This is a genomic window from Streptomyces sp. NPDC029014, assembly GCF_055564695.1.
In genome coordinates, this window is the sequence record NZ_JBVHVT010000032.1 from 69,329 (window position 1) to 90,407 (window position 21,079).

Here is a 21,079-nt window from a genome sequence, read left to right on the forward strand (position 1 = left end):
TGCTGAAACCGGGACCGCCTCAGGCTCCAGTCGAAGTAGAACTAGTGATCGGGAGCGCTGACGAGTAGTTCTTTGCGACGGATGCGCCCGGCGCCATGGCCGACGAGGGTTACCTTGGCGAGGGGGGCTAGTCTCCTGGTCTCCGGCCGGGGCGGGTACCAGTGGAGCGCGGTCAGGCGAACCTCGACGTCGGGCGCGTCTACGGCTCGGAACACCATGCCGACCCGCGCCTCGCCCGTGAAGCTCTCCACGACGCACACCAGCTCGTCGGCTGAACCCTTAGCGAGCTGGCGTACGTACAGCCGCGTTGCGGTCGGCGGTGCGGGCTGTGAGGCGATCGCCTGGATGATGAGTTCGATGTCCTGGGAGGCGGCGGCGCAGAACTCCTGGTCGCTCTCGCTGATGGCTATCCTGAGATCGCCGTACCCCATTCCGTCCGGTCCGGCTTCGTCGACCAGCCTCGACGGAACAATTATCGAGTTCCTCCGCTCCCCGAAGAACCAGGGGATATTTTGCGGCGCATCTCGCACCGCAGAGGTGAACATCTCCTTCAACTCCGGGTGTGGCTCGCTGAAACGCCAACCTAGCGAAGGCACCTGCATGAGGCCGGTGATGCCGGTTTCGCTGGTCGACCTGATCCAAGCCACGGGCGCGAATTGCTCAAGCGCGGCCCTGGCCCGCTGGAAGCGCGACAACGGTTCTGCCATGCCGGTCACCGCCACTTCGCGTTCCTGCGCATCTCTCTCAGTGCATTCAAATCAGCTTAGCTTCCAGGAAGCTGTCATTTAGACAAGAATTCAGTGAGGCGTTGAGGAATGGACACGGCACCTCAGTGTTCCTTTTTCGTGAATTCTTCTAGGGTTCGAACCAAGGCCGCTATAGCGATTCGCTCCTCTTCCGCCGATCGCTCTGCATGAAAATCCCACTTTTTACTTTCATGGGGGAAAGCCATGCGGAGGACGATTCCTGCCCATCCAAGGCTGCCATCCAGTGCGAGCTGATCGGCCAACCAGCCCCGGTACCTGGCCAGATCGCCGTACTGGTCAGCCGCCGAAAATCCATATAGAAACGCCACATAGCTGGAGAACTGCCCATCCAGGCCGAACATTCCAGGTCTGACCTGCATGTGTGGGATGATTTCTGCGAGCCTCAATCGAGTGGCCTCCAATGAAGTATGTCAAGATAGTCAGGACTCCATAGCGCGTCGTATTCGGCCTTCGGTAGGCCATGTCGACCCGTGAATCCGTCGTATATCCTATCGCCGTAGACGACAACGTCGTGATGGAACCAAGTGGGATCTGTTCCGCGGTAAGGGCCCATAGCATAGGATTCGGCGAGCGGATGGGGAATTGCGTTGCTGATTCTGTACCGCACTCCGCCGCCCAGTTGTTCCTGGATTTTTATTGCCACATCTTCACATCCATTCCAGTTCTTGGGGTCCGCGATGTCAAGAGGTGTCCATTCCTCACCCAGGTCCGGACAGCCATCAGGGGCGAGGCCGAGGGGGTCGGACCAGGTGTGGGGGTTGTGGGTGTAGGTGGCGGGGTTGGGGGCGGGGGTGAGGCCCAGGGGGTCCGGGGTGAGGTAGCGGGCGGTTTCGGGGTCGTAGGTGCGGAAGTAGTTGTGGTGGAGGCCGGATTCGGGGTCGTAGTACTGGCCGGGGAAGCGGAGCGGCGTGTAGGCCGTCGCGTCGCGGTTCCAGGTTGTGGTGCCCCACAGGGTGCTGCGGGTGTGCCACGCCGTGCTGCCGTCCTCCGCGAGGAGGTGGGTGGGGGTTCCGACCAGGTCCGTGACGATCGCGAAGAAGCGGTCGTCGATCTCCGACTGGTCGATGTGTTCCGTCTGGGTGACGGGGTGGAGGCCCTGGTGGGTCCAGGTCAGGGTGACGTGGCCGGTCGTTTCCTCGCAGAGGGTGGTTCCGTCCCAGGTGAACAGGGTTTCCTCGGCCACCTCGCCGGTGGGCGACAGACGCTGCTTGGCGGTGCGGCGGCCCAGCGGGTCGTAGCGGTAGCGCCAGCGGGTGCCGTCCGGGGTGACCACCCCGACCAGTTGGTTTTCCGAGCTCCACTCGTAGCGCCAGGTGTCCGGCTTGCGGGAGAGGCGGGTTTTTTGGCGGAGGGTGACGCGGCCCAGGGCGTCGTGTTCGTAGCGGATCGAGCCGGCGCGGGTGATGCGGGTGCCCGCGTAGGTGCGGTCGCCCTGGGCTTCCGATCCGGGGTGGTCGGTCGGCCAGGAGGCACTGGTCTGGTTGCCGGCCTCGTCGTAGGCGTACCGCTCGGACCAGGAGGCCGCATCCACGGCCGTGACGCGGGCGGCCGCGTCGAGGGTGAAGGTGCGCGGGCCGGTGAGGGAGTCGTCGATGCCCGTCAGGTAGCCGTCGGCGCGGTAGCTGTAGCCGCGCCGTTGGAGGGTGCGGCTGTCCTGGCCGCGGACTGATTGGGCGGTGCGGCGGCCCATGGCGTCGTACTCGTGAGTGAGGGAGAGGGACTGGCCCAGGTTTCGAGTCAGCTCTTGGCCGGCTGCGTCCCGCTCGAAGGTCAGGGTGCGGCCGGCGGTGGTGAGGGAGGTGCGTCGGCCTGCTGCGTCGTACGTCCAGTGGGACTCGTTGCCCGTGGGTGTCGTGCGGCTGGTGCGGCGGCCCAGGGGGTCGTGGCCGTAGGTGAGCGTGCGTCCGTTCACCGTCTCCGAGAGGAGCCTGCCCGTGCCGTCCCGGAGCCAGGTGACGGTGGCGTCGGGTGAGGACGCTTCGGCGAGGGCGTCGAAGGCGTCGTATGCGTACGTGGTGATCAGGCCTGCGGCGTCCTTGCGGACCGTTTGGCCGAGGGCGTTGTGTTCGTAGGTGGTCGTCGCGCCCGAGGCGTTGGTGCTCGACGTGAGGTGGCCGGCCGCGTCGTACGCGTACGTGAGCGTGCGTGTGTCGAAGTCCGATTCGGAGGCGAGGCGACCGGCCGGGTCGTAGGTGTAGCTCCAGGTGAGGCCCTGGGGGTTGGTGACAGCTGTGAGGCGGAGCTGTGTGTCGTGGTCGAAGGTGTGGCGGGTGCCGTCGGGGCCGGTGCGGGCGGTGAGGAGGTCGAAGTCGCCGTACTCGGAGACCGTGACGCCGCCGATCGGGTCCGTGTGGGTCAGGCAGTTGCCTTCGCCGTCGTAGGTCCAGGATTCCTCGGTGCCGTCGGGGTGCTCGCGGTGCAGGAGGCGGCCTTCGACGCTCCACGTGAGGCGTGTGGTGCGGCCCAGCGGGTCGGTGACGGCGGTCGGGCGGCCGAACGCGTCGTGTTCGTAGGCGGTCGTCCCGCCCAGAGGGTCCGTTGCCGAGGTGACCCGGCCGGCCGGGTCACAGCGGACCGTGGTGGTGTTGCCCAGCGCGTCCGTCACCGAGGACAGGTGGCCCCGGATGTCGTAGGTGAAGCGTGTCGTGGCGCCGGACGGGTCGGTCACCGAAGTTCGGTTGCCGTGTTCGTCGTACGTCTGGTGGGTGACCGTGCCGTCGGGGTGGGCCAGCAGGCTGGGGAGGCCCAGTGCGTTGTACTCGGCCCGGGTCCGACGGCCGTCCGGGCGGGTCACGGTGGTGAGGCGGCCGTCCTCGTCGTAGTCGAGGCGGGTCGTGTGGCCCAGGGGGTCCGTGCGGGAGAGCAGGCGGTTGCGGCGGTCGTGTGCGAAGTGGGTGGTGGCGCCTGTGGGGTCGATCTCCGCGGTGATCTGGGTGCGGTCGTTGACCAGGAACTGTGTGCGGTGGCCGAGGGAGTCGGTGAGGGTGGTGCGGCCCGGCTCGTAGGCGAAGCGGACGTTCAGGTGGCCGTTGGTGCCGGACTGCGCGGTGCAGCGGTGCTCGTCGTCGTAGACGTAGTCGAAGTGGCGGTCGTTGGTGTCGGTCCAGGAGGTGATCCGGCCCAGGTCGTCGTAGCCGAAGCGGAGGGGGCGGCCGGAGGAGTTGGTGACCTCGGTGAGGTGGCCGTCGGTGTAGCCGTAGCTGAGGACCTGGGTGCCGTCGCCGAGTGCGAGGCCGGTTATTCGGCCGTCCGAGGTCGTCAGGCGGACCTCGTAGCCGCCGCTGTGGGAGACGGTGGTGGGGGCGCCCGTCTCGTCGTACGCGTACGCGATCCAGGCGCCGTTGCGGTCGTCGACCTGCATCAGCAGACCGTCGGGCGTGAAGTGGCGGACGCGGCCCGTGTCCGGGTCGGTGATCGTGTAGCCGCCGTCCGTCTGCTGTTCCAGCGGCCAGTGCCGGCCCAGGTGGGGGAGGACGGGCGCACCGGGTGAGGGGTGCGGGTAGCCGAGGAGGCTGCCGTCCTCGCTGACGAGGACGATGCCCTCGTCGTCGAATTCCAGGCGCTGGTCGAGGGTGGAGGACCAGGTGGGGCCGAACCAGCGACCCAGGCGGTACGCCGACTCGAAGGTGCGGCTGAGTACGAGGGGCAGGGAGCCGGGGAGGACGAGGTCGGTCTGCGGGAGGATCATCCGGCCCGTGGCGACGTCGACAGGGTCCGTTCGACAGGTCTTGCAGTCCCCTTCGCGGGACGTCCCGTGCGGGTCCTTGCGCAGCTCGTCGCCCGCGGACGGCGTGCCCGGCTCCTTCGGGCCCCGCGGCGCTTTCGGGTGCTTGGCCAGGTCTTCTGCGATGCGGGCTCCGGTGCGGGGCAGGCCCGCGCCTTTCGCGCCGAGGAACTCCGGTAGGAGGCGGCCGCCGAACTCGGACCCGTCTGCCAGGAAGGAGTCGATCAGCGGCCCGGGTATGCGTTCGGGGTGGGAAGCGCTGGAGACGAGGCCCGCCAGCGTCATGTTGACGTGCTCGGAGTGCTCCGCGGGGTGGGTCAGGTTGTACGGGTCGAGGGGGTTCAGACCCCGGGCGAAGTTGACGGTGCCGGCTGAGCCCTTGACCGCGCCGCCGAAGACGTGCGTCAGCTCGACGGCCTGTGCGCCCTCGTGGTCCATGGCGTCCGCCAGGGCCCGCTGCGCGGCGGAGGGCTTCGCCGGGGCGTGTTCGAGTGCTGCGTCGAGGGCCGTCTGTGCCGTTCGGGCGACGTCGTCGCGCTGGCTGCGGGCCGACTTCAGGATCTCTTCGGCGCGGTCCCGACTGGCCTTGCCCACGTCGCCGGGGTCGGTCGGCCGCGGTCCGGCGTCACCGCCGGACGCCGCGGCCGCCTCGTACGTGGTGAGGGCCTTGTCGTGGGCGGCCTTGGCGTCCGCGGTGGCCTTCTTGCCCTGCCGGTACGCCTCGACGGCCAGCTGCGCCTGGACCTGCGCCCATTCGACGGTCTCCGCGTATACGGACAGGGCCTGGGCGGCGGATTCGCAGGCGGATGCGGCGCGGAGCCAGTCGCCGGGGTGCAGGGCGAACTTCTCGCGGAACGCGTCGGCCGCCGCGCCCTTCCAGTGCTCGGTGTCCAGGGCGCGCATGCCCTCGCCGACGCCTTCGAACGCCGACTGGAAGTCCTTCAGGTGCAGCGCGGACTCGCGGATCGCGGTCGGCGAGCCGTGGACGAGTTCGTTCGCCTGCTCGGTCTCGCCGAGGTCCTGCTCGCGCACGGTGGCGCCCATGCCGGAGGCGAAGCCGTCGCCCCAGTCCTCCACCTTGTCGGCCGCGTCGTGGGCGCCGACGTAGTCGAGTGCGTCGCCGATGCCGTCGGTGGCCTTGTCGACGCCCTCCCCGACCGACTTCATGGCGGAGTCCCAGCCGTGCTCCGCTTTCTCCAGGCCCTTGTTGACCAGGCTGCCCCAGTCCGTCATCAGCGCTCGCCCTCCGGCTGCTGGGCCGGCCGGGGAGCCGGGCCGACCATGCCCTCGACGAAGGCGTCCTGCTCGTCGCCCAGTCCGACCGCGTCGACGACCTGGTTGGACAGCAGGACGTCGGAGGTGTTCGCGTCGCGGATCGCCTTCTTCCAGGCCTCCTTGCTGTTCTCGGCGGCGCGTGCGGAGGACTCGGGGCTGTAGTCCGCGTCCCGGATCTGCGTGTAGGGGTTGTCGGACAGGACCTCGCCCCAGCCCTTCTTCGTGATCTCGTCCTCCGAGGCGTACGGGTTGCCCATCCCGGCGTTCACCGCGATCTTGAAGGCGCCCTGGACGTACTGGTCCTGCTCGTGGATCAGGCCGGCTGACAGGCCGACGTTCGCCGCGAAGGCGTTGCCCTGCTGGACGAGGGTCCGCACCCCCCACTCCCAGCGCTCGCAGAACGTCTTCAGGGTGGTCGTCAGGCCCTCGTGGCCCGTCTGTACACCCGACAGGGCCAGCTTCGAGAAGCCGCGGCCCATGCTCGCGTCGCCGACCATGCCGAGCTCCTTCAGCTCGGACAGGGTGTCAGTGATGCCCTTGGCTATCTGGCCCAGCGCCTGCTTCGAGACGTCGAGGTCCTTGTCGTCCCCGCTCACGCCGCACGCTCCCCGTCCAGCGCCACCGCATCGGGAACGATCCCGCGCACCGGTGGGAGCACCGCCCCGTCCGGGCCGGCGGCGTTCAACGCCACGCCGCACGGGAATTCCAGCGCCGGCAGCACCTCGTCCAGCAGCCGGGCCCCGCCGATGCGCCGGTACGGCCACTCCCGGCCGGCCTCGTCGCGCTCCACGGCGAACCGGTGCAGGGCCTCCTCGTCGGAGAAGGCGCAGATCCAGTCCAGACCGCCGACCTGCGCCGTCCACAGTCCGCCCTCGTCGTCCAACGGCACCAGAACGACGCCGTCCCGGAAGTCCTCCAGGCGCTGCACCGCTGCCGCCCGCGCCATCTCGTACGGATCAACGGCGCGCGACGGTACGCGCGTTGCCGCCTCGGCGCGCAGCGCGCCCCATTCCTCGTCGAACCCCACCCCGAAGCCCTTCAGCCAGCCCGCCGGACCGCGCACCCGCAGCCGTTCGCAATCGAACGTGAGCCTGCATGATGTGCTGGTAGGGGTCAGGTTTTGCTGTTCCGACACGCACAGAATGAGACAGGCGTGCGGATTCGGTTCTGGCCCGGACCGAGGCGTTCAGGGTGCAGTCCGCGTCAGCGGGTGGGGTCGGTCACTTGGGTGAGGAGGGCGGCGGACTCCTGCGGGGTGAGGGTGCGCTCGTACACGAGCTCGCCGGTCATTCCGGGGAAGAAGCGGCCTGCGGGCCAGCTCCTGCTGTACGGGGGCGGGTCGAGGACCACGATGCGTACGCCGTCCACGGTGGGGATGTCCGCCGGGTTGCCCTCGTTCCATATCCACTCGCCGTCGGCGCCGACCAGGTTGAAGGAGCCGGTGGTCGGCATCATGCCGGCCCGGTCGCGGCAGCAGGCGACCGCCTCCGCCGACGGCGCCTCGCCGGCCACGAGTCCCCGGCCGATCAGGGCGTCGGCGAGGAGCGTGTGGAGCTGGAAGTTGTCGCCGATGCCGGAGATGCGCAGCGCGAAGCCGGCGCCGGTGCTGCGGTCGAGCGCGACGAGCGGCTCGTCGTCGAGGACGGCGAGGGCGTACGCGAGGCACTTGAACGGCTCGCCGGACAGCTCCGCGGTCCGGGCGACGGCTGCCCGCAACTGCTCACGGACGGGGAGCTCGCGGCGCACCTGCGGCGAGTTGAGCAGCGCCACGCAGGCCATCTCGAACTGCGGCAGCGCCTGCCAGGCCATGACGGGCTCGTAGCCGATCCGTTCGAAGTCGGCGTCCTCCAGGCCCTCGCCCTCGTGGTCGGGCAGCTCGCCGCGGCCGGCGGCCGCCCACCGCTCGCAGAAGACGGCGGCCTTCTCGAAGGCGTCCAGGGCGCCCGCGAACACGCCGGGCGCACAGGCCAGCGGGTCGGCTCCGCGTTCGACGCAGGCCCCCGTCATCACGGCCACCACCGCCCGCGGCCCGGGCGGCACCTCCCCGATCAGGGCGGAGAACCGAGGCCCCGCCGTCTGCAGCTCGGCGTCCGTCGCCTGGCCGAAACCTTGCGTCAGCTGCGCGAACGCACGCTCCGCCGTGTCCGCGTCCTGGGCCCTTACAGCCGCTTCGAAGCCCCCGACGGCGGCCGAAAACCGCTCATGCTCGAATATCATCCGCGCACCCTAGCCGACGCCTCCGACAACCCCGTCTAGGGTGGCCGCGTGCACCGTCCTTCACCGCTCCCGCCCCCGCCCCCGCCACCGTTGACCGAGGGCGAGGTGGCCGAGGCCGAGCGGGAGCTCGGGGTTCGCTTTCCGGCCGAGTACCGCGCGTACCTGGTCGGCGTCAGCGCCGGTGGGCACGTGGCCCGCCTCGAACGGGGTGCGGAGGGCTGGTGGTGGGCCGGGAACGATCAGAGCCGGCCCGATCTGCTGCCGCTGCCCTTCCCGCACCCCGACTCGTACGCGGCCGCGGAGGCCGAGTTGGACGCGCGGGAGCCCCGGTGGGAGGACTTCCCCGACGAGCCGTCGGCCGCGGCCGCCTGGGGTGCCTGGGACGCGGAGTACGAGGAGTTCCAGGACCGGAAGACGGCCGGCGCCGTGGTCCTCCGGGAGCACGGCCACGGCTTCGCCACGCTGCTCGCGCTGTCCGGGCCGCTGGCCGGCACGGTGTGGTGGGACGGCCGCGCCACCCACGACCTGATCGTCCCGCTCTCCCTCGACCACGAGGGCGGCGGGCGGCCGGTCACCTTCGCCGAGTGGCTGGAGCACGACTCGTGGGACCTGCTGCCCGACTGGGGCCGACCGAACGCGTAGCCGGGCCTCCCCCGTGCGGGGGAGGGGGGGTGCATCCGGGCGGGCGATTCGGTGCGGGGCCGGCTCGGACAGGGTGGTCCTGGCAGGAGGCAGCGGGTCTCCGGCGCACCGGGACGAGTAGCACGGGGGACCCCATGGCACGGGCAACGGCGCAGGTACGGGCAGCAGCAGCGGCGACGACCAGTGCGCCGCGCGGACGGTGGGTCGGGTACGTGGCCGCGGTGGCGGCCCTCGCGTACGCAGCCCCGCACTTCTGGTGGGGCGCCGGCATCGGAGCCACCTTCCCCGGCGATTTCGCCGCCGCCCCGCACGGCACCTGGGAGGCGGCCGTCGGCTACTGGGGGATGGGGGGCGTCGCGGTCTTCGGGGCGGTCCTGGCGCTGGCCCTGGTCCGGCCGTGGGGCCACCGGCTGCCGCGCCGCCTGCTCGCCGTCCCCGCGCTGGCCGCGTCGGTCGGCATGACCCTGTGGGGCTTCACCTACTTCGCCCTGCAGTACCTGCTCGCCGCCGGACGGGTCGTCTCCGCCCCCGACTTCGCCGCCAAGGACACGCACCCGGACGCCGTGTGGGGGCTGTTCTGGTACGCGCTGTTCCTGGTCTGGGGCATCGCCCTCGGGGCGGCGGCCTGGGGGCGTCTGCGCCGCGGCCGTTGAGTCCGCGTCGTCATTCGACGACCGTGACCTCGTCCGGCTTGGGGAACGGCATCATGCCCCAGCCCATCGGCCACCCCTCCCAGAGCTGTTCGCCGGCCTCGATTTCGAGAACCCGAGGAACGCGCCACTTCCACCAGTGGGGCGGCTCCTCGTCCCGGTCGGGCCAGGGGATCGTGGCCGTACGGAAGCGGGCGTCCAGTGCATCGAGTTCGGGGCGGCGCAGGGCCTGCACCCGTGGCGGCAGCAGCCGCCAGACCCTGGCGAGCGCGGCGCGACACCACAGGTCGTTGTCGAGCTCCGGCGCGCACCACCCGTAGCCCTCTTCCACTTCCTCCACGAGGTCCTGCCAGGCCTCGAAGAGCGCGTTGAGCGTCCACGGGCGTCCGTCGACGCGGTGTCCGGCGCCGGTGGAGACGGCCGTGTGCACGGCCGCGTAATCCTCGGCGGTCAGGGGCGTCTCGTCGGCGGGGGCGGGCGTCGGGCGGCTCATGCGCCGACTATCGCAGGGCCCGGGCAGGCCCCGCTAAGCGACTTGCGTCGGGTGCATGGCGCGGGTGCAGGGTCCGCAGTTCCCGCCGCGGGTGGGGGCGCGGTAGGCCTTGCCGCAGGATTCGCAGCACTGGAGCGGGTGGATCGTCCGGTCCGGGCCCGGCGGGCGGATCGCCGGGCCGGCCGGGATCGGCGGCGGGATCAGCTCGCGCAGGCGGTGCGCCAGCAGCCCGTACGGGGAGTGGATCGGGGTCAGGGGCAGGGCGCGGGTCAGGGTGGCTCCGACGGCGCTCGGGGTCAGGCCGCGTTCCAGCCAGGCGGCCACGGCCGGGGCCAGCCGGGTTACGTCCCGCTCCGACAACACCAGCCGGGGGTCCCGCAACCGCAGCCGGGCCAGCAGCGAACGCGCCTCCGCATCCGCCTCAGGGGTGGTCGGGGCCGTCTTCGGCTCCGGGGGCGGCGACGGTGCCTCCGGCTGAGGGGCGGGGGGTTCCTCGTCCGAGGGGGCGGGGTGGCCGCCGCCACCGTCGTCGCCGCCACCGTCGTCGTCCGGCTCGGGCGGCTCCGGGGGTGGCTCGTCGCCGCCCCTCTTCGCCTCCGCCCGCAGCGCCGGGGGGTTGTTGTACGACACCGTGTACGTCACGACCCGGCCCGACGGCATGCGCTCCTGGTAGCGGCCCAGGTAGCCGTGCTCCTCCAGCTCGCGCAGAGCGGTGGCGATCCGTACCTCGCCCTCGGGGAAGCGCCCGGCCAGCGCCTTGATGGTCACTTTCGCGCCGGGCGGCAGCGACTGGATGTGTGCCGCCAGCCCGATCGCGGTCAGGCTCAACGCCTCGTGCTGGGCGAGGTGGTTGCCGATCACGACGAACCGGGTGTGGTGGGCGCGGTTGATGTGTCGGATACCCGACAGGGCGCGCGCGGGCGCGCTAAGCTGCTGGTCAGCCATGAGGAAGATGCTGCTTCCTGTGTGGTCAGGCCCTCGCGGCGGGATGGCAGTCCCATGCGAGGGCCGAATGCGTTTCTGGGGGTATGCCGAGGCCGACTCTGCACCGCGGATCTGCATATGCGCCAGCCGAGTTGGCGCAATTCACCCGACCGGGTGAGAGGGGGAGGGGGGAGGTTGGGAAAGGTCATTTCCCCCGGTTATTTAGTCATTAGGCGTCGAGCGTTACCGGTGTGTGGCCCACCGGGTCGCGGAAACCTCGATCCGGCGAAAGCGGACCGGTTAGGTCCAATTCCGCCCACACCGTTTTCAGGGGTACGGGGCCTTGATCCGTTCCCCAGCGAGCAGCCAGGCTCGACACCAGGACGAGCCCGCGTCCCGATTCCTCTTCGGGTGGGGGGAGTTCGGCGACTGCGGGTGGTGCCGCCTCGGCCCGGGTGTCCGAAACCTCGATACGGAGCGTAGGCCCGGGGTTGATGTACAGCCGCAGCCGGAAGCTCCGCCCTTGGACCTTCCCGTGCGTGACCGCGTTCGCGGCGAGCTCGGCGACGACCTGTGCCGCCTCGGTGAACGGAAGCCGATGTTCCGTGAGTTGGTGCACCGTGAGCGCGCGAGCTGCGCGAGCGCCGCGCGGGGTTGCGGGGAGGATGGCGTCGAGGGAGATTTCCTGATTCACGTGACTCAGCGTGGCCATTCGTGCGTAACCTGAACAGAGCTGAGGGCGCCGTGTACAGCGGTTGTCCAAGGCTGTCCCGTGCTGTCCTCCCGGTCCATCGGAGGTTGGAAGTGAACGCAGACGGCGCCGACGAATCGAGTTGGGAACTCGATCCCGAAGACGAATCCGGGGCGGTTATCGCTACGGTGGGACGCCAGTTGAAAATGTGGCGCGAGGCCGCAGGGCTTGATGCGGCTCAGTTCGGCAAGCGGATGGGTTACGGCCCGAATCTGATCTACAAGATCGAGCGCGGGACCCGCATTCCCCGCCCCGAGTTCCTGGACAAAGCGGACGAGGTGCTGGAGGCGGGTGGGAGGATCGCGGCGATGAAGGTCGACGTCGAAAAGGCCCGCTACCCCAAGAAGGTCCGCGATCTGGCCAAGTTGGAGGCGCAGGCCGTTGAGATCGGCGCGTACGACAACTTTGTCGTGCCTGGCCTGCTCCAGATCGAGGAGTACGCCCGCGCTCTCTACGCGATGAGGCGGCCGGCCTACTCCGAAGGCGAGGTCGAGCGACTGGTCGCGGCGCGGCTGGCGCGGCAGGGTGTCATCTACCGAGACCCCGCACCGTTGCTGACTGTTGTCCAAGAAGAGGCCGTGCTTCGAAGGCCCATCGGGGGCAAGATGGTGCTACGCCGCCAACTCGAACATCTGCTTGAGATTGGCAGTCTGCGGCATGTTGAGCTCCAGGTGATGCCTACCTCCGCCGAGGAGCATGCAGGTCTCGCCGGATCGTTCAAGGTCATGCGGCTCAACGATGGAACGACGGTCGGACACAACGAAGTTCAGCTGGTCAGCCGCTTGATCACTGAGCCGAAAGATGTCCAGATCCTGGACATGCGCTATGGCATGATCCGAGCACAGGCTCTCACGCCTCGGGAGTCGCGGACGTTCATCGAGAAGGTACTGGGGGAGACATGAGCATCAAGCCGTCGGCCGAGGGCCTCTCTGGACTGACGTGGGTCAAGAGCAGCTACAGCACAAACGACGGTCCAGACTGCGTCGAAGTGGCCTGGACGAAGAGCAGCTACAGCGCCAGCAACAGCAACGACTGCGTCGAGGTCGCCCAGCTGCCCGGAACGGTCCTCGTCCGTGACTCCAAGGTCCCCGACGGCGGCCGTCTGGCGCTGAGCCCCTCCGCCTGGGCCGGGTTCGTGGCCGTCGCCGGTGCCTAGAGCACGGCTTCGCCGACGGAAGGTGGACGCGGCCGCCGAGACGGCGCTCCGGCTCCGGCGGCCGCGTCCGGCGGTCTGGGACACCCTCGTCGAGGCAGCCGCCTCCTCCGGCCCGGAGGTCTACTGGTCGGCGCAGCAGGTGCTGGTCCAGGCCGGTCGGGCCGCGGCTCCGTACGCGGACCAGCTCGCGGCCCGGCTCGACAGCCTGCTCCGCGACCCTCACGACTACCTGATAGGGCAACTGGCGTTCGCCCTCGCCGGCGTGGGTGACGTGCGGGCCGTGCCGGGCCTGCACCGTCTCGCCGCGCAGGAACGGCTCTGGCGGGACGGTGGCCACGCCGCCTCCGCGCTGGCGGCGCTCCCGGCGGCCGAGCTGCTGCCCCTGCTGCGGCGCGACCTGGTGGCGGAGCGGGCCGCCGGGGGGAACGCCTTCGCCCTCAGTGTCCTTGCCGCCCTGGGGCCCGAGGCGGCTCCCGCCCTGCCCGAGGTGGTGGCGTGCCTGGAGGGCCCGTACGCCCACGACGCCGCCCGCGTCCTCGGTCGGATCGGCCCGGCGGCTGCTCCGGCCGCGGGCCGGCTGGCCGAGTTCGCCACCGGGGCGAGCCGGCCGCCCGGCCCGTACGGGTCCGATGCCCGGGGCGCCTGGAGCGGGGTGCGGACGGCCGCCTGGGCGCACTCCCGCGTGACCGGGGACGACTCCCTCGCCCTCCGCATCTACGCGGCCGACCTGGCGTCCGGGCGCGGCAGCCGCGTCCTGCCCTACCTGGCCGACTTCGGCCCGGCCGCCGCCCGGCACACCGGAGCGGTGCGGGCGCTCATGGGCTCGCCCGGCGCCTGGACCCGGGTGACCGCCGCCCACACCTGGTGGCGGATCACCGGTGATCCGGAGCCGGCGGTGCCGGTGCTGCTGGCGGCCGTCGACCCGGAGTGGGACGGGCACATCGCGTACCCGACACCGCTCGCGCTCCGACACCTCGGCGGGATCGGCGCCCCGGCCGCCGCCGCACGGCCCGTGCTGACCCGGCTGCTGGAACGCGAGACGCGGCTCGACTACGCCTGGGAACGGCACCGCATCCTCGCCGACGACACCTTCACCCGCACCCTCACCGAGGCCCTCGCCGGCATCGGGTCCCACATCCCGGGATAACCGCTGGCCGCGGCCCGGCGGGCGCTGTTTGCATGCGGGGATGACGAACGAACTGCCCGACGGCTACGAGATCTCCACCGACACCGCCCGGATCGATGTCGGCCTGACCCACCGCTGGCTCTCCGAGGACGCGTACTGGGCGCTGGGCCGCAGCCGGGAGAAGCACGACGTCGCCGTCGCGAGCTCCCTGAACTTCGGCGTCTACGACCGGGCCTCCGGGGCCCAGGTCGCGTACGCCCGTGTCGTCACCGACCTGGCCACCTTCGCCTGGCTGTGCGACGTGTACGTGGACCCAGGCGCCCGCGGCAAGGGGCTCGGCGGGGCGCTCGTCGAGGCCGTCAAGGCGCACCTGGAGCCGCACGGGCTGCGCCGGATCCTCCTCGCCACCGCCGACGCGCACGGCGTCTACGCCCGCTCCGGCTTCGCCCCGCTCGGAACCCCGGAGAAGTGGATGCTCTTCGGCGAGCAGTAGGGGCGCTCGGGCGGCATGTATTCTGAACGCGTTCGAAAAGATCAAGGGGGACGCGTGCAGACGGATCGAAGGGTGACAGGGGGACGCAAGCAGCGTGCACGGGCGGCGGCGGGGGCGCTGGCCGTGCTGCTCGCGGCACCCCTGCTCGCGGGGTGCGGCCACAGCAGGCAGGAGGTGCTGGACGCCATCCACCTGGAGCTGCCCGACTGCGACATGGTCGAGCACAGCTACCGGGACATGCAGAGTTGGTGGCCGCCGGACGGCGTCGAGATCAGCTTCACCACCTCGAAGGAGTGCATGGACGGATACCTGCGGGCGCAGGGCGTCGATCTCGGGCCGGGGTCGGGCACCAAGTGGCCGAACGCCGGCCGCTGGCGCCACGGAAACGAGTGGTACGAGGCGACCGAGCCGCCCTTCACGGATTCCCAGATGAAGCACTTCGCCCTGCGGCTGGACCCCTCCAGGGTCTACCGGATCCACCGCTTCGAGACCCCGTACGGATCCGTGTTCCGGGTTCTGCTCGACGACCCGGGCGACGGCACGACCACCGCCTACCTGGTGACCGAATCCGGCGGGCCCCACATGCTGTGAGGGAAGCGAGGGTCAGTCAGTGCAGGTCGGCCTGGAAGCCGTGGCGGTGGTCGGTCGGGCAGGTGAAGATCCGCAGCTCGCCCCACCGGCCGACGACCACGCCCGTCTCGGCGTCGCTGGCCGCCGTGAACAGCAGCGTCATGGCCGTGCCGCAGTCGGCGCACTCGAACACCTGGGGGTGGTTCAGGTGCCAGGTCGGCCAGCCGCCCAGCTTCCAGCCGGCGAGGCGGGTGATGACGTCCTTGCCGTCGCCGGTCGCGCGGACCAGCTCCGCCAGCCGCGGGCGGAGCTCCTCCGGCAGTTCCTCCCGGTGCGGGAGGTCGGTGACCGGCTCGGCGGTGACGGTGCAGGCCCGGGGCAGGTAGCCGTCCTCGTCGTACCGGGTCGGCGCCGGCGGGGCAGCGAGCCGGTCCACCACGTCGGCGGTCCGCCGCCAGCGCAGCTCGACGGCGGGGCTGCCCTCGGCCTGGTGGGCCGGCGGGTCCCAGTGCTCGTTGGGGCACCACAGGATCTGGAGGAGGTCGGCGCCGTCGGGCCACCAGGGGCCGGGGACGTCGCGCCGGAAGATCTGGGCGACCGGCACCATCGGCGTTGCGGGCTCGCCGTCGGGGCCGCCGGTCTCGTCGGGCAGGGAGCACACGGGCCAGGGTTCGCCGGCCGGCCACAGCAGCGGGCCGCCGACGGAGCTGTCCCCGTGGTCGGGCTCCCCGCACTCGGGGTCGAGCCGCACCGCGTCGCGCGCGTACGGGGCGAGCTCGGGCAGGGCGGCGAGGACCGTTTCGGCCGCCGGCCGTCCAGGGGTGGGCGTCATCGTGCCTTCAGAGCCGGTGAGGTGCAGAGCGGGTGCGGGGGTCAGCCCCGCGAAGTGCGGAACCGGTTCAGCAGGGCGGCGGTCGCCGGGTGCGGGCCCGTGTGGACGGGGTGGCGGGGCAGGCGGTGGGGGAGACCGCCGTACCAGGTGCGGGACACCGCGAACCCGAAGGCGAGGCACAGCATGCCGCCGGCCGCGTCCAGCCAGAAGTGGTTGGCGGTGGCCACGATGACGACCAGCGTGGCCGTCGGGTAGAGCAGGCCCAGGATCCGCGCCCACGGAGCCGCCGCCACCGCGTAGATCGTCAGCCCGCACCACAGCGACCAGCCGATGTGCATGGACGGCATGGCGGCGTACTGGTTCGAGATGTTCTTGAGGTTGCCCGAGGCCATGGAGCCCCAGGTGTGGTGGACCAGCACCGTGTCGATGAAGCCCTCGCCGTCCATCAGCCGGGGCGGCGCGAGCGGGAAGAAGTAGTAGCCGACCAGCGCCACGCCCGTGGTGGCGAAGAGGACGAGGCGGGTGGCGGCGTACCGCCCCGGATGACAGCGGTAGATCCAGGCGAGCACGCCGAGGGTCACCACGAAGTGGAGCGTGGCGTAGTAGTAGTTCATGCCGACGATCAGCCACGTCACGGAGTTCACGGCGTGGTTGACGGTCTTCTCCACCGCGATGCCGAGGACGTGCTCGACGTGCCACAGCCAGTCGGCGTTCGCCAGGGCGATCGACTTCTGCTCGGGCACGGCGTTGCGGATGAGCGAGTACGTCCAGTAGCTGACCGCGATGAGCAGGATCTCGAACCAGATCCGGGGCCGGCGCGGGGCCCGCAGACGGGTGAGCAGGGTGCGCTGGTGGTCAGGCCGGGCGGCCTCGTCGTCGACCACGGCAGGTGACGAGACGTCCGTCCTGGTTTCCAGTGTCTTCACGCTCGCTTCACCCATGGGACGAGAGTCTGCCAGATGGCTTCCTGCCTTCGATCATCCCTCGGTACGGTCTCGCCTGCAGTCGGTCAGTCCTGGGGATGACGGGCCCCGGAAGGGTCCCGCCGGGGCCGGATCCGGGGCGCATCGGGGACCGCCCGCTACGAAGGACCCCGGTGCTGCTCGGGGCCGGACGCGGTCGATCCGCGGACCACCAGCTCGGGCAGGAAGACGAACTCGCTGTGCGGGGCCGGCGTGCCGCCGATCTCCTCCAGCAGGGTGCGCACGGCGGCCTGGCCCATGGCCTGGACGGGCTGCCGGATCGTGGTGAGCGGCGGGTCGGTGAACGCTATGAGCGGCGAGTCGTCGAAGCCGACCACCGACACGTCCTGCGGCACGCGCCGCCCCTGCTGGCGGGCGGCCCGGATCGCGCCGAGCGCCATCATGTCGCTGGCGCACACGATCGCCGTGCAGCCGCGCGCTATCAGCGCCGTGGCGGCGGCCTGCCCACCCTCCAGGCTGTAGAGGGAGTGCTGGATGAGCTCCTCGACCGCCGCCTCGTCCAGGCCGAGGCGCTCCTTCATGCCCAGCCGGAAGCCCTCGATCTTGCGCAGGACGGGGACGAACCGCTTCGGGCCGACCGCCAGCCCGATCCGGGTGTGGCCGAGCGCCGTCAGATGGGTGACCGCCAGCTGCATCGCCGCCCGGTCGTCGGGGGAGACGAACGGGGCCTGCACCTTGTCGGAAAAGCCGTTGATGAGGACAAAGGGGACGCCCTTCGCCCTCAGTTGCTCGTAGCGGCCCATGTCGGCGGTCGTGTCGGCGTGCAGACCCGAGACGAAGATGATCCCCGAGACCCCGCGGTCGACCAGCATCTCGGTCAGCTCGTCCTCGGTGGACCCGCCGGGGGTCTGCGTCGCGAGCACGGGCGTGTACCCCTGGCGGGTCAGCGCCTGGCCGATGACCTGGGCGAGCGCCGGGAAGATCGGGTTGTCCAGCTCGGGGGTGATCAGCCCGACCAGGCCCGCGCTGCGCTGGCGCAGCTTGACCGGGCGTTCGTAGCCGAGCACGTCGAGCGCGGCCAGCACTGATTCGCGGGTGCCTGCGGCCACACCGGGCTTGCCGTTGAGCACGCGGCTGACTGTGGCTTCGCTGACCCCCGCCTGGGCTGCGATGTCGGCAAGCCGTGCGGTCACGGGATTGGACTGTACCGGTCGCGCACTACAAAACCCACCAGGTGCACGAATCCGGGGGAAGACGGACGGTCCGGCCGTCCGTCTCGACGGGGGCGCTGGAGAGCACGGGGCGGCCCGGCGAGGGCAGTTCGAGCGGCTCGGGCCGGGTGTTGAGCGTGCAGGCGAAGCCGGACCGGGTGAACAGCAGCACGCCCTGCGGGGCGGACTGCCAGGTCAGCGGGCCCGAGTCCGGGGAGCCGAGCCCCGGCAGGGCCCGCCGCAGCTCCAGGGCCGCCCGGTACAGCTCCAGGGTGGAGCGCGGGTCGCCGGTCTGCGCGGCGACGGTCAGCGCGCCCCAGCTGCGGGGCTGCGGCAGCCAGCTCCGGGCGGACGGGCCGAAGCCGTACGGCGGCTCCTCGCCGGACCAGGGCAGCGGGATGCGGCAGCCGTCGCGCAGCCCGTCCTGCCCGGCGGTGCGGCGGAACGCCGGATCCTGGCGGACCTCGTCGGGCAGGTCGGTCACCTCGGGCAGGCCGAGCTCCTCGCCCTGGTAGAGGTACGCCGACCCGGGCAGCGCCAGCATCAGCAGGGCGGCGGCCCGCGCCCGGGCCAGGCCGCGCGGGCCGTCGCCGTTGCCGTAGCGGGTCACGTGTCGTACGACGTCGTGGTTGGACAGCACCCAGGTCGTCGGGGCGCCGACGGCGGTGGTCGCGGCGAGCGACTCCTCGATCACCGTGCGCATCCCGGCGGCGTCCCAGGGGCAGTTCAGGAACCGGAAGTTGAACGCCTGGTGCAGCTCGTCGGGCCGGACGTACAGCGCGAGCCGCTCGGAGGTCGGCGCCCAGGCCTCGGCGACGCCGATGCGCGGGCCCTCGTACGAGTCCAGGAGGCGGCGCCAGGCGCGGTGGATCTCGTGCACGCCGTCCTGGTCGAAGAAGGGGAGCGGCTCGGTGCCGATCAGGGTGGCCTGGGCACCCCGGCCGATGTCGGGGAGGCCGGGCGCCTTGACCATGCCGTGGGCGACGTCGATGCGGAAGCCGTCGACGCCGAGGTCGAGCCAGAAGCGCAGGACGGAGGAGAACTCCTCCGCGACCTCGGGGTGCTCCCAGTTCAGGTCGGGCTGCTGCGGGGCGAACAGGTGCAGGTACCAGTCGCCGTCCGGGGTGCGGGTCCAGGCGGGGCCGCCGAAGACGGACTCCCAGTCGTTCGGAGGGGTCGAGCCGTCCGCGCCGCGGCCCGGGCGGAAGTGGTAGCGGGCCCGGGCCGGGCCCGCCGGGCCGGCGGCCAGGGCCTCCCGGAACCAGGGGTGCAGGTCGGAGGTGTGGTTGGGGACGACGTCGACGATGACCCGCAGGCCCAGGGCGTGGGCGGCGCGGACGAGGTCGTCGGCGTCGGCGAGGTCCCCGAAGAGGGGGTCGACGGCCCGGTAGTCGGCGACGTCGTAGCCGCCGTCGGCCTGCGGGGAGACGTAGAAGGGGGTCAGCCACACGGCGTCGACGCCGAGCCGGGCCAGGTGCGGCAGTCGGGAGCGCACCCCGCGCAGGTCGCCGATGCCGTCGCCGTCGCTGTCCGCGAAGGAGCGGACGTACACCTGGTAGATGACGGCATCGCGCCACCAACCGCCGCGATCGTCGACAGCGCTTTCAGTGGCCTTGCTGGAAGCGCTTGCAAGCCCGGGGGCGGTCAGCTCGTGGGTCATATCGGTCTCAACGCGTCCACATGCCCCCTGGTTGCGGTCTGCCGAGGGCCTGCTTACGGCCTGCTTGCAGGGCTGATGACCCGACGGAAGTTCGGACGACCAGCAAGCAGCGGCAACCGTCAGGACACGCGGTTGTAACGATCGGCCCCGCTTGCAGAAAATTGCCGCAAGCTCTTTCGGACGGCTTTCAGGCTTGTTACGTTCCCTGCAACTCGGGACCGCGAGGGAGCGGCCGGGATCATCGAAGGAGTTCATATGCGGCGTGGCATAGCGGCCACCGCGCTGGTCGCGACCCTGGCGCTCGCGGCGACGGCTTGCGGCGGTGACACCAAGGACGACAGCGGTACCCAGGCCGGTGGGGAGCTCTCCGGCACGGTCACGTGGTGGGACACCTCGAACGATGCCGAGAAGGCCAGCTTCCAGAAGATCGCCGAGGCGTTCACCGCGAAGCACCCGAAGGTGACCGTCAAGTACGTCAACGTCCCGTACGGCGACGCGCAGAACAAGGTCAAGAACGCCTTCAGCAGCGGCTCCGAGGCCCCCGACGTGATCCGCGCCGACGTCGGCTGGGTCGCCGACTTCGCCTCGCTCGGCTACCTGGACCAGGTCCCGGCCGACGCCGCGAAGAAGGTCGACGCCGAGTTCCTGCCGCAGGCCGCGGCCAGCGGCAAGTACGAGGGCAAGACCTACGCCGTCCCGCAGGTCATCGACAGCCTCGGCCTCTTCTACAACAAGAAGATGCTCGCCGACGCCGGCGTCCAGCCCCCCAAGAACCTGGAGGAGCTGAAGACCGCCGCCGCCGCGATCAAGGCGAAGACCGGCAAGACCGGCCTGTACCTCCGCGGCGACGACTCCTACTGGTTCCTCCCGCTGATCTACGGCGAGGGTGGCGACCTGGTCGACGCGAAGAACAAGACCGTCACGGTCGACAACGAGGCCGGCGTCAAGGCGTTCAAGGCCGCGCGTGACCTGGTCGCCTCCGGTGCAGCCGTCACCAACTCCACCGACGGCTACCAGAACATGCAGACCGCCTTCAAGACCGGCCAGGTCGCCATGATGATCAACGGCCCCTGGGGGATCAAGGACACCTACGCCGGCGAGCAGTTCGCGGACAAGGCCAACCTGGGCATCGCCCCGGTCCCGGCCGGCTCGGTCAAGGCGGGCGGCCCGCAGGGCGGCCACGACCTCGCCGTCTACGCCGGGTCGAAGAACCGCGCCGCCGCGCACGCCTTCGTCGAGTACATGACCTCGCAGGACGTCCAGGTCCAGTCCGCCAAGGAGCTCAGCCTGCTCCCGACCCGGACCGCCGCCTACGACCAGGCCGACGTCAAGTCCAACGAGATGGTCCAGTTCTTCAAGCCGGCCGTGGACAAGGCCGTCGAGCGCGCCTGGATCCCGGAGAACGGCTCCCTCTTCGAGCCGCTGAAGGTCGAATACACCAAGGCCGTCACCGGCGCCTCGACCCCCGAGGACGCCGCCAAGGCCGCCGGCGCCGAGTTCCGCAAGATCCTCAAGGGCTGGAAGTAACGACGACCATGGCTGCTGACACCAGCCAGTCGGTGGCAACGGCCGCGGGGGGGGGGGGGGGGGGGGGGGGGGGGGGGGGGGGGGGGGGGGGGGGGGGGGGGGGGGGGGAAGAGGGGGGAGGGGGGGGGGGGGGGGGGC

The 21,079-nt window shown here is 70.9% G+C and carries 21 protein-coding genes; 8 read left to right on the forward strand and 13 right to left on the reverse strand.

Features of this window, described 5'->3' with window-relative positions:
* Positions 1 to 41: 41 nt before the first annotated feature.
* The 6 genes from ACZ4VL_RS19370 to ACZ4VL_RS19395 all read right to left on the reverse strand — a co-directional run bounded on the left by ACZ4VL_RS19370 (position 42) and on the right by ACZ4VL_RS19395 (position 7,983).
* Positions 42 to 722, reverse strand: a complete 681-nt coding sequence (locus tag ACZ4VL_RS19370; RefSeq protein WP_468201178.1) for a hypothetical protein — start codon at positions 720 to 722, stop codon at positions 42 to 44.
* Between the two features lie 107 nt (positions 723 to 829).
* Positions 830 to 1,126 carry a hypothetical protein gene (locus ACZ4VL_RS19375; protein ID WP_468201181.1) on the reverse strand — a complete coding sequence of 99 codons (297 nt, stop codon included), beginning with the start codon at positions 1,124 to 1,126 and terminating at the stop codon, positions 830 to 832.
* Between the two features lie 23 nt (positions 1,127 to 1,149).
* The gene (locus ACZ4VL_RS19380) at positions 1,150 to 5,724 is read right to left on the reverse strand and encodes a putative T7SS-secreted protein (RefSeq protein ID WP_468201183.1); all 4,575 of its coding nucleotides are present in this window, start codon (positions 5,722 to 5,724) and stop codon (positions 1,150 to 1,152) included.
* The gene (locus ACZ4VL_RS19385) at positions 5,724 to 6,362 is read right to left on the reverse strand and encodes a hypothetical protein (protein ID WP_468201186.1); all 639 of its coding nucleotides are present in this window, start codon (positions 6,360 to 6,362) and stop codon (positions 5,724 to 5,726) included. Before ACZ4VL_RS19385 ends, ACZ4VL_RS19380 begins: the two co-directional genes overlap by 1 nt.
* Positions 6,359 to 6,901 carry a hypothetical protein gene (locus tag ACZ4VL_RS19390; RefSeq protein ID WP_468201189.1) on the reverse strand — a complete coding sequence of 181 codons (543 nt, stop codon included), beginning with the start codon at positions 6,899 to 6,901 and terminating at the stop codon, positions 6,359 to 6,361. The genes ACZ4VL_RS19385 and ACZ4VL_RS19390 overlap by 4 nt, the downstream gene beginning before the upstream one ends.
* A 68-nt stretch (positions 6,902 to 6,969) precedes the next feature.
* Entirely contained in the window at positions 6,970 to 7,983 is a 1,014-nt protein-coding gene (locus ACZ4VL_RS19395; RefSeq protein WP_468201192.1) for a hypothetical protein, read from the reverse strand.
* Positions 7,984 to 8,031: 48 nt separating this feature from the next.
* On the opposite strand from ACZ4VL_RS19395, the gene ACZ4VL_RS19400 reads away from it, so the two are divergent.
* Together ACZ4VL_RS19400 and ACZ4VL_RS19405 are read left to right on the forward strand one after the other, a co-directional pair.
* Positions 8,032 to 8,625 carry an SMI1/KNR4 family protein gene (locus tag ACZ4VL_RS19400; RefSeq protein WP_468201195.1) on the forward strand — a complete coding sequence of 198 codons (594 nt, stop codon included), beginning with the start codon at positions 8,032 to 8,034 and terminating at the stop codon, positions 8,623 to 8,625.
* 134 nt (positions 8,626 to 8,759) lie between these two features.
* Positions 8,760 to 9,278, forward strand: coding sequence for a DUF3995 domain-containing protein (locus tag ACZ4VL_RS19405; RefSeq protein ID WP_468201198.1), 519 nt, complete (start codon positions 8,760 to 8,762; stop codon positions 9,276 to 9,278).
* A gap of 10 nt (positions 9,279 to 9,288) precedes the next feature.
* Here ACZ4VL_RS19405 and ACZ4VL_RS19410 read toward each other — a convergent pair whose 3' ends face one another.
* The 3 genes from ACZ4VL_RS19410 to ACZ4VL_RS19420 all read right to left on the reverse strand — a co-directional run bounded on the left by ACZ4VL_RS19410 (position 9,289) and on the right by ACZ4VL_RS19420 (position 11,386).
* The gene (locus ACZ4VL_RS19410; RefSeq protein ID WP_468201201.1) at positions 9,289 to 9,768 is read right to left on the reverse strand and encodes a hypothetical protein; all 480 of its coding nucleotides are present in this window, start codon (positions 9,766 to 9,768) and stop codon (positions 9,289 to 9,291) included.
* Between the two features lie 33 nt (positions 9,769 to 9,801).
* Positions 9,802 to 10,713: a helix-turn-helix domain-containing protein gene (locus ACZ4VL_RS19415; protein ID WP_468201204.1), complete on the reverse strand. Its 912-nt coding sequence runs from the start codon at positions 10,711 to 10,713 to the stop codon at positions 9,802 to 9,804.
* A 208-nt stretch (positions 10,714 to 10,921) separates the two neighbouring features.
* Positions 10,922 to 11,386: an ATP-binding protein gene (locus tag ACZ4VL_RS19420; RefSeq protein WP_468201207.1), complete on the reverse strand. Its 465-nt coding sequence runs from the start codon at positions 11,384 to 11,386 to the stop codon at positions 10,922 to 10,924.
* 110 nt (positions 11,387 to 11,496) lie between these two features.
* Here ACZ4VL_RS19420 and ACZ4VL_RS19425 point away from each other — a divergent pair, with 110 nt between their 5' ends.
* The 5 genes from ACZ4VL_RS19425 to ACZ4VL_RS19445 all read left to right on the forward strand — a co-directional run bounded on the left by ACZ4VL_RS19425 (position 11,497) and on the right by ACZ4VL_RS19445 (position 14,809).
* Entirely contained in the window at positions 11,497 to 12,345 is an 849-nt protein-coding gene (locus ACZ4VL_RS19425) for a helix-turn-helix domain-containing protein (protein ID WP_468201210.1), read from the forward strand.
* Positions 12,342 to 12,599 (forward strand): DUF397 domain-containing protein, encoded by a 258-nt coding sequence (locus ACZ4VL_RS19430; protein WP_468201212.1) that lies wholly within the window; start codon positions 12,342 to 12,344, stop codon positions 12,597 to 12,599. The genes ACZ4VL_RS19425 and ACZ4VL_RS19430 overlap by 4 nt, the downstream gene beginning before the upstream one ends.
* 22 nt (positions 12,600 to 12,621) lie before the next feature.
* Positions 12,622 to 13,746: a hypothetical protein gene (locus ACZ4VL_RS19435; protein ID WP_468201214.1), complete on the forward strand. Its 1,125-nt coding sequence runs from the start codon at positions 12,622 to 12,624 to the stop codon at positions 13,744 to 13,746.
* Positions 13,747 to 13,786: 40 nt separating this feature from the next.
* Positions 13,787 to 14,218 carry a GNAT family N-acetyltransferase gene (locus tag ACZ4VL_RS19440; protein WP_468201216.1) on the forward strand — a complete coding sequence of 144 codons (432 nt, stop codon included), beginning with the start codon at positions 13,787 to 13,789 and terminating at the stop codon, positions 14,216 to 14,218.
* A gap of 72 nt (positions 14,219 to 14,290) precedes the next feature.
* The gene (locus ACZ4VL_RS19445) at positions 14,291 to 14,809 is read left to right on the forward strand and encodes a hypothetical protein (protein ID WP_468201218.1); all 519 of its coding nucleotides are present in this window, start codon (positions 14,291 to 14,293) and stop codon (positions 14,807 to 14,809) included.
* Positions 14,810 to 14,825: 16 nt separating this feature from the next.
* On the opposite strand, the gene ACZ4VL_RS19450 is transcribed toward ACZ4VL_RS19445, so the two are convergent.
* The 4 genes from ACZ4VL_RS19450 to ACZ4VL_RS19465 all read right to left on the reverse strand — a co-directional run bounded on the left by ACZ4VL_RS19450 (position 14,826) and on the right by ACZ4VL_RS19465 (position 19,414).
* Positions 14,826 to 15,620, reverse strand: coding sequence for a YwqG family protein (locus ACZ4VL_RS19450; protein ID WP_468201220.1), 795 nt, complete (start codon positions 15,618 to 15,620; stop codon positions 14,826 to 14,828).
* A gap of 41 nt (positions 15,621 to 15,661) precedes the next feature.
* A complete protein-coding gene (locus ACZ4VL_RS19455; protein ID WP_468201223.1) occupies positions 15,662 to 16,561 on the reverse strand; it encodes a phosphatase PAP2 family protein in 900 nt (299 codons plus the stop codon).
* Between the two features lie 140 nt (positions 16,562 to 16,701).
* The gene (locus tag ACZ4VL_RS19460; protein WP_385677816.1) at positions 16,702 to 17,736 is read right to left on the reverse strand and encodes a LacI family DNA-binding transcriptional regulator; all 1,035 of its coding nucleotides are present in this window, start codon (positions 17,734 to 17,736) and stop codon (positions 16,702 to 16,704) included.
* 25 nt (positions 17,737 to 17,761) lie between these two features.
* Complete coding sequence (locus ACZ4VL_RS19465) at positions 17,762 to 19,414, reverse strand: glycoside hydrolase family 13 protein (protein WP_468201226.1); 1,653 nt, start codon at positions 19,412 to 19,414, stop codon at positions 17,762 to 17,764.
* A gap of 255 nt (positions 19,415 to 19,669) precedes the next feature.
* Here ACZ4VL_RS19465 and ACZ4VL_RS19470 point away from each other — a divergent pair, with 255 nt between their 5' ends.
* A complete protein-coding gene (locus tag ACZ4VL_RS19470) occupies positions 19,670 to 20,941 on the forward strand; it encodes an extracellular solute-binding protein (protein ID WP_468201229.1) in 1,272 nt (423 codons plus the stop codon).
* The last annotated feature ends 138 nt before the right edge of the window (positions 20,942 to 21,079 follow it).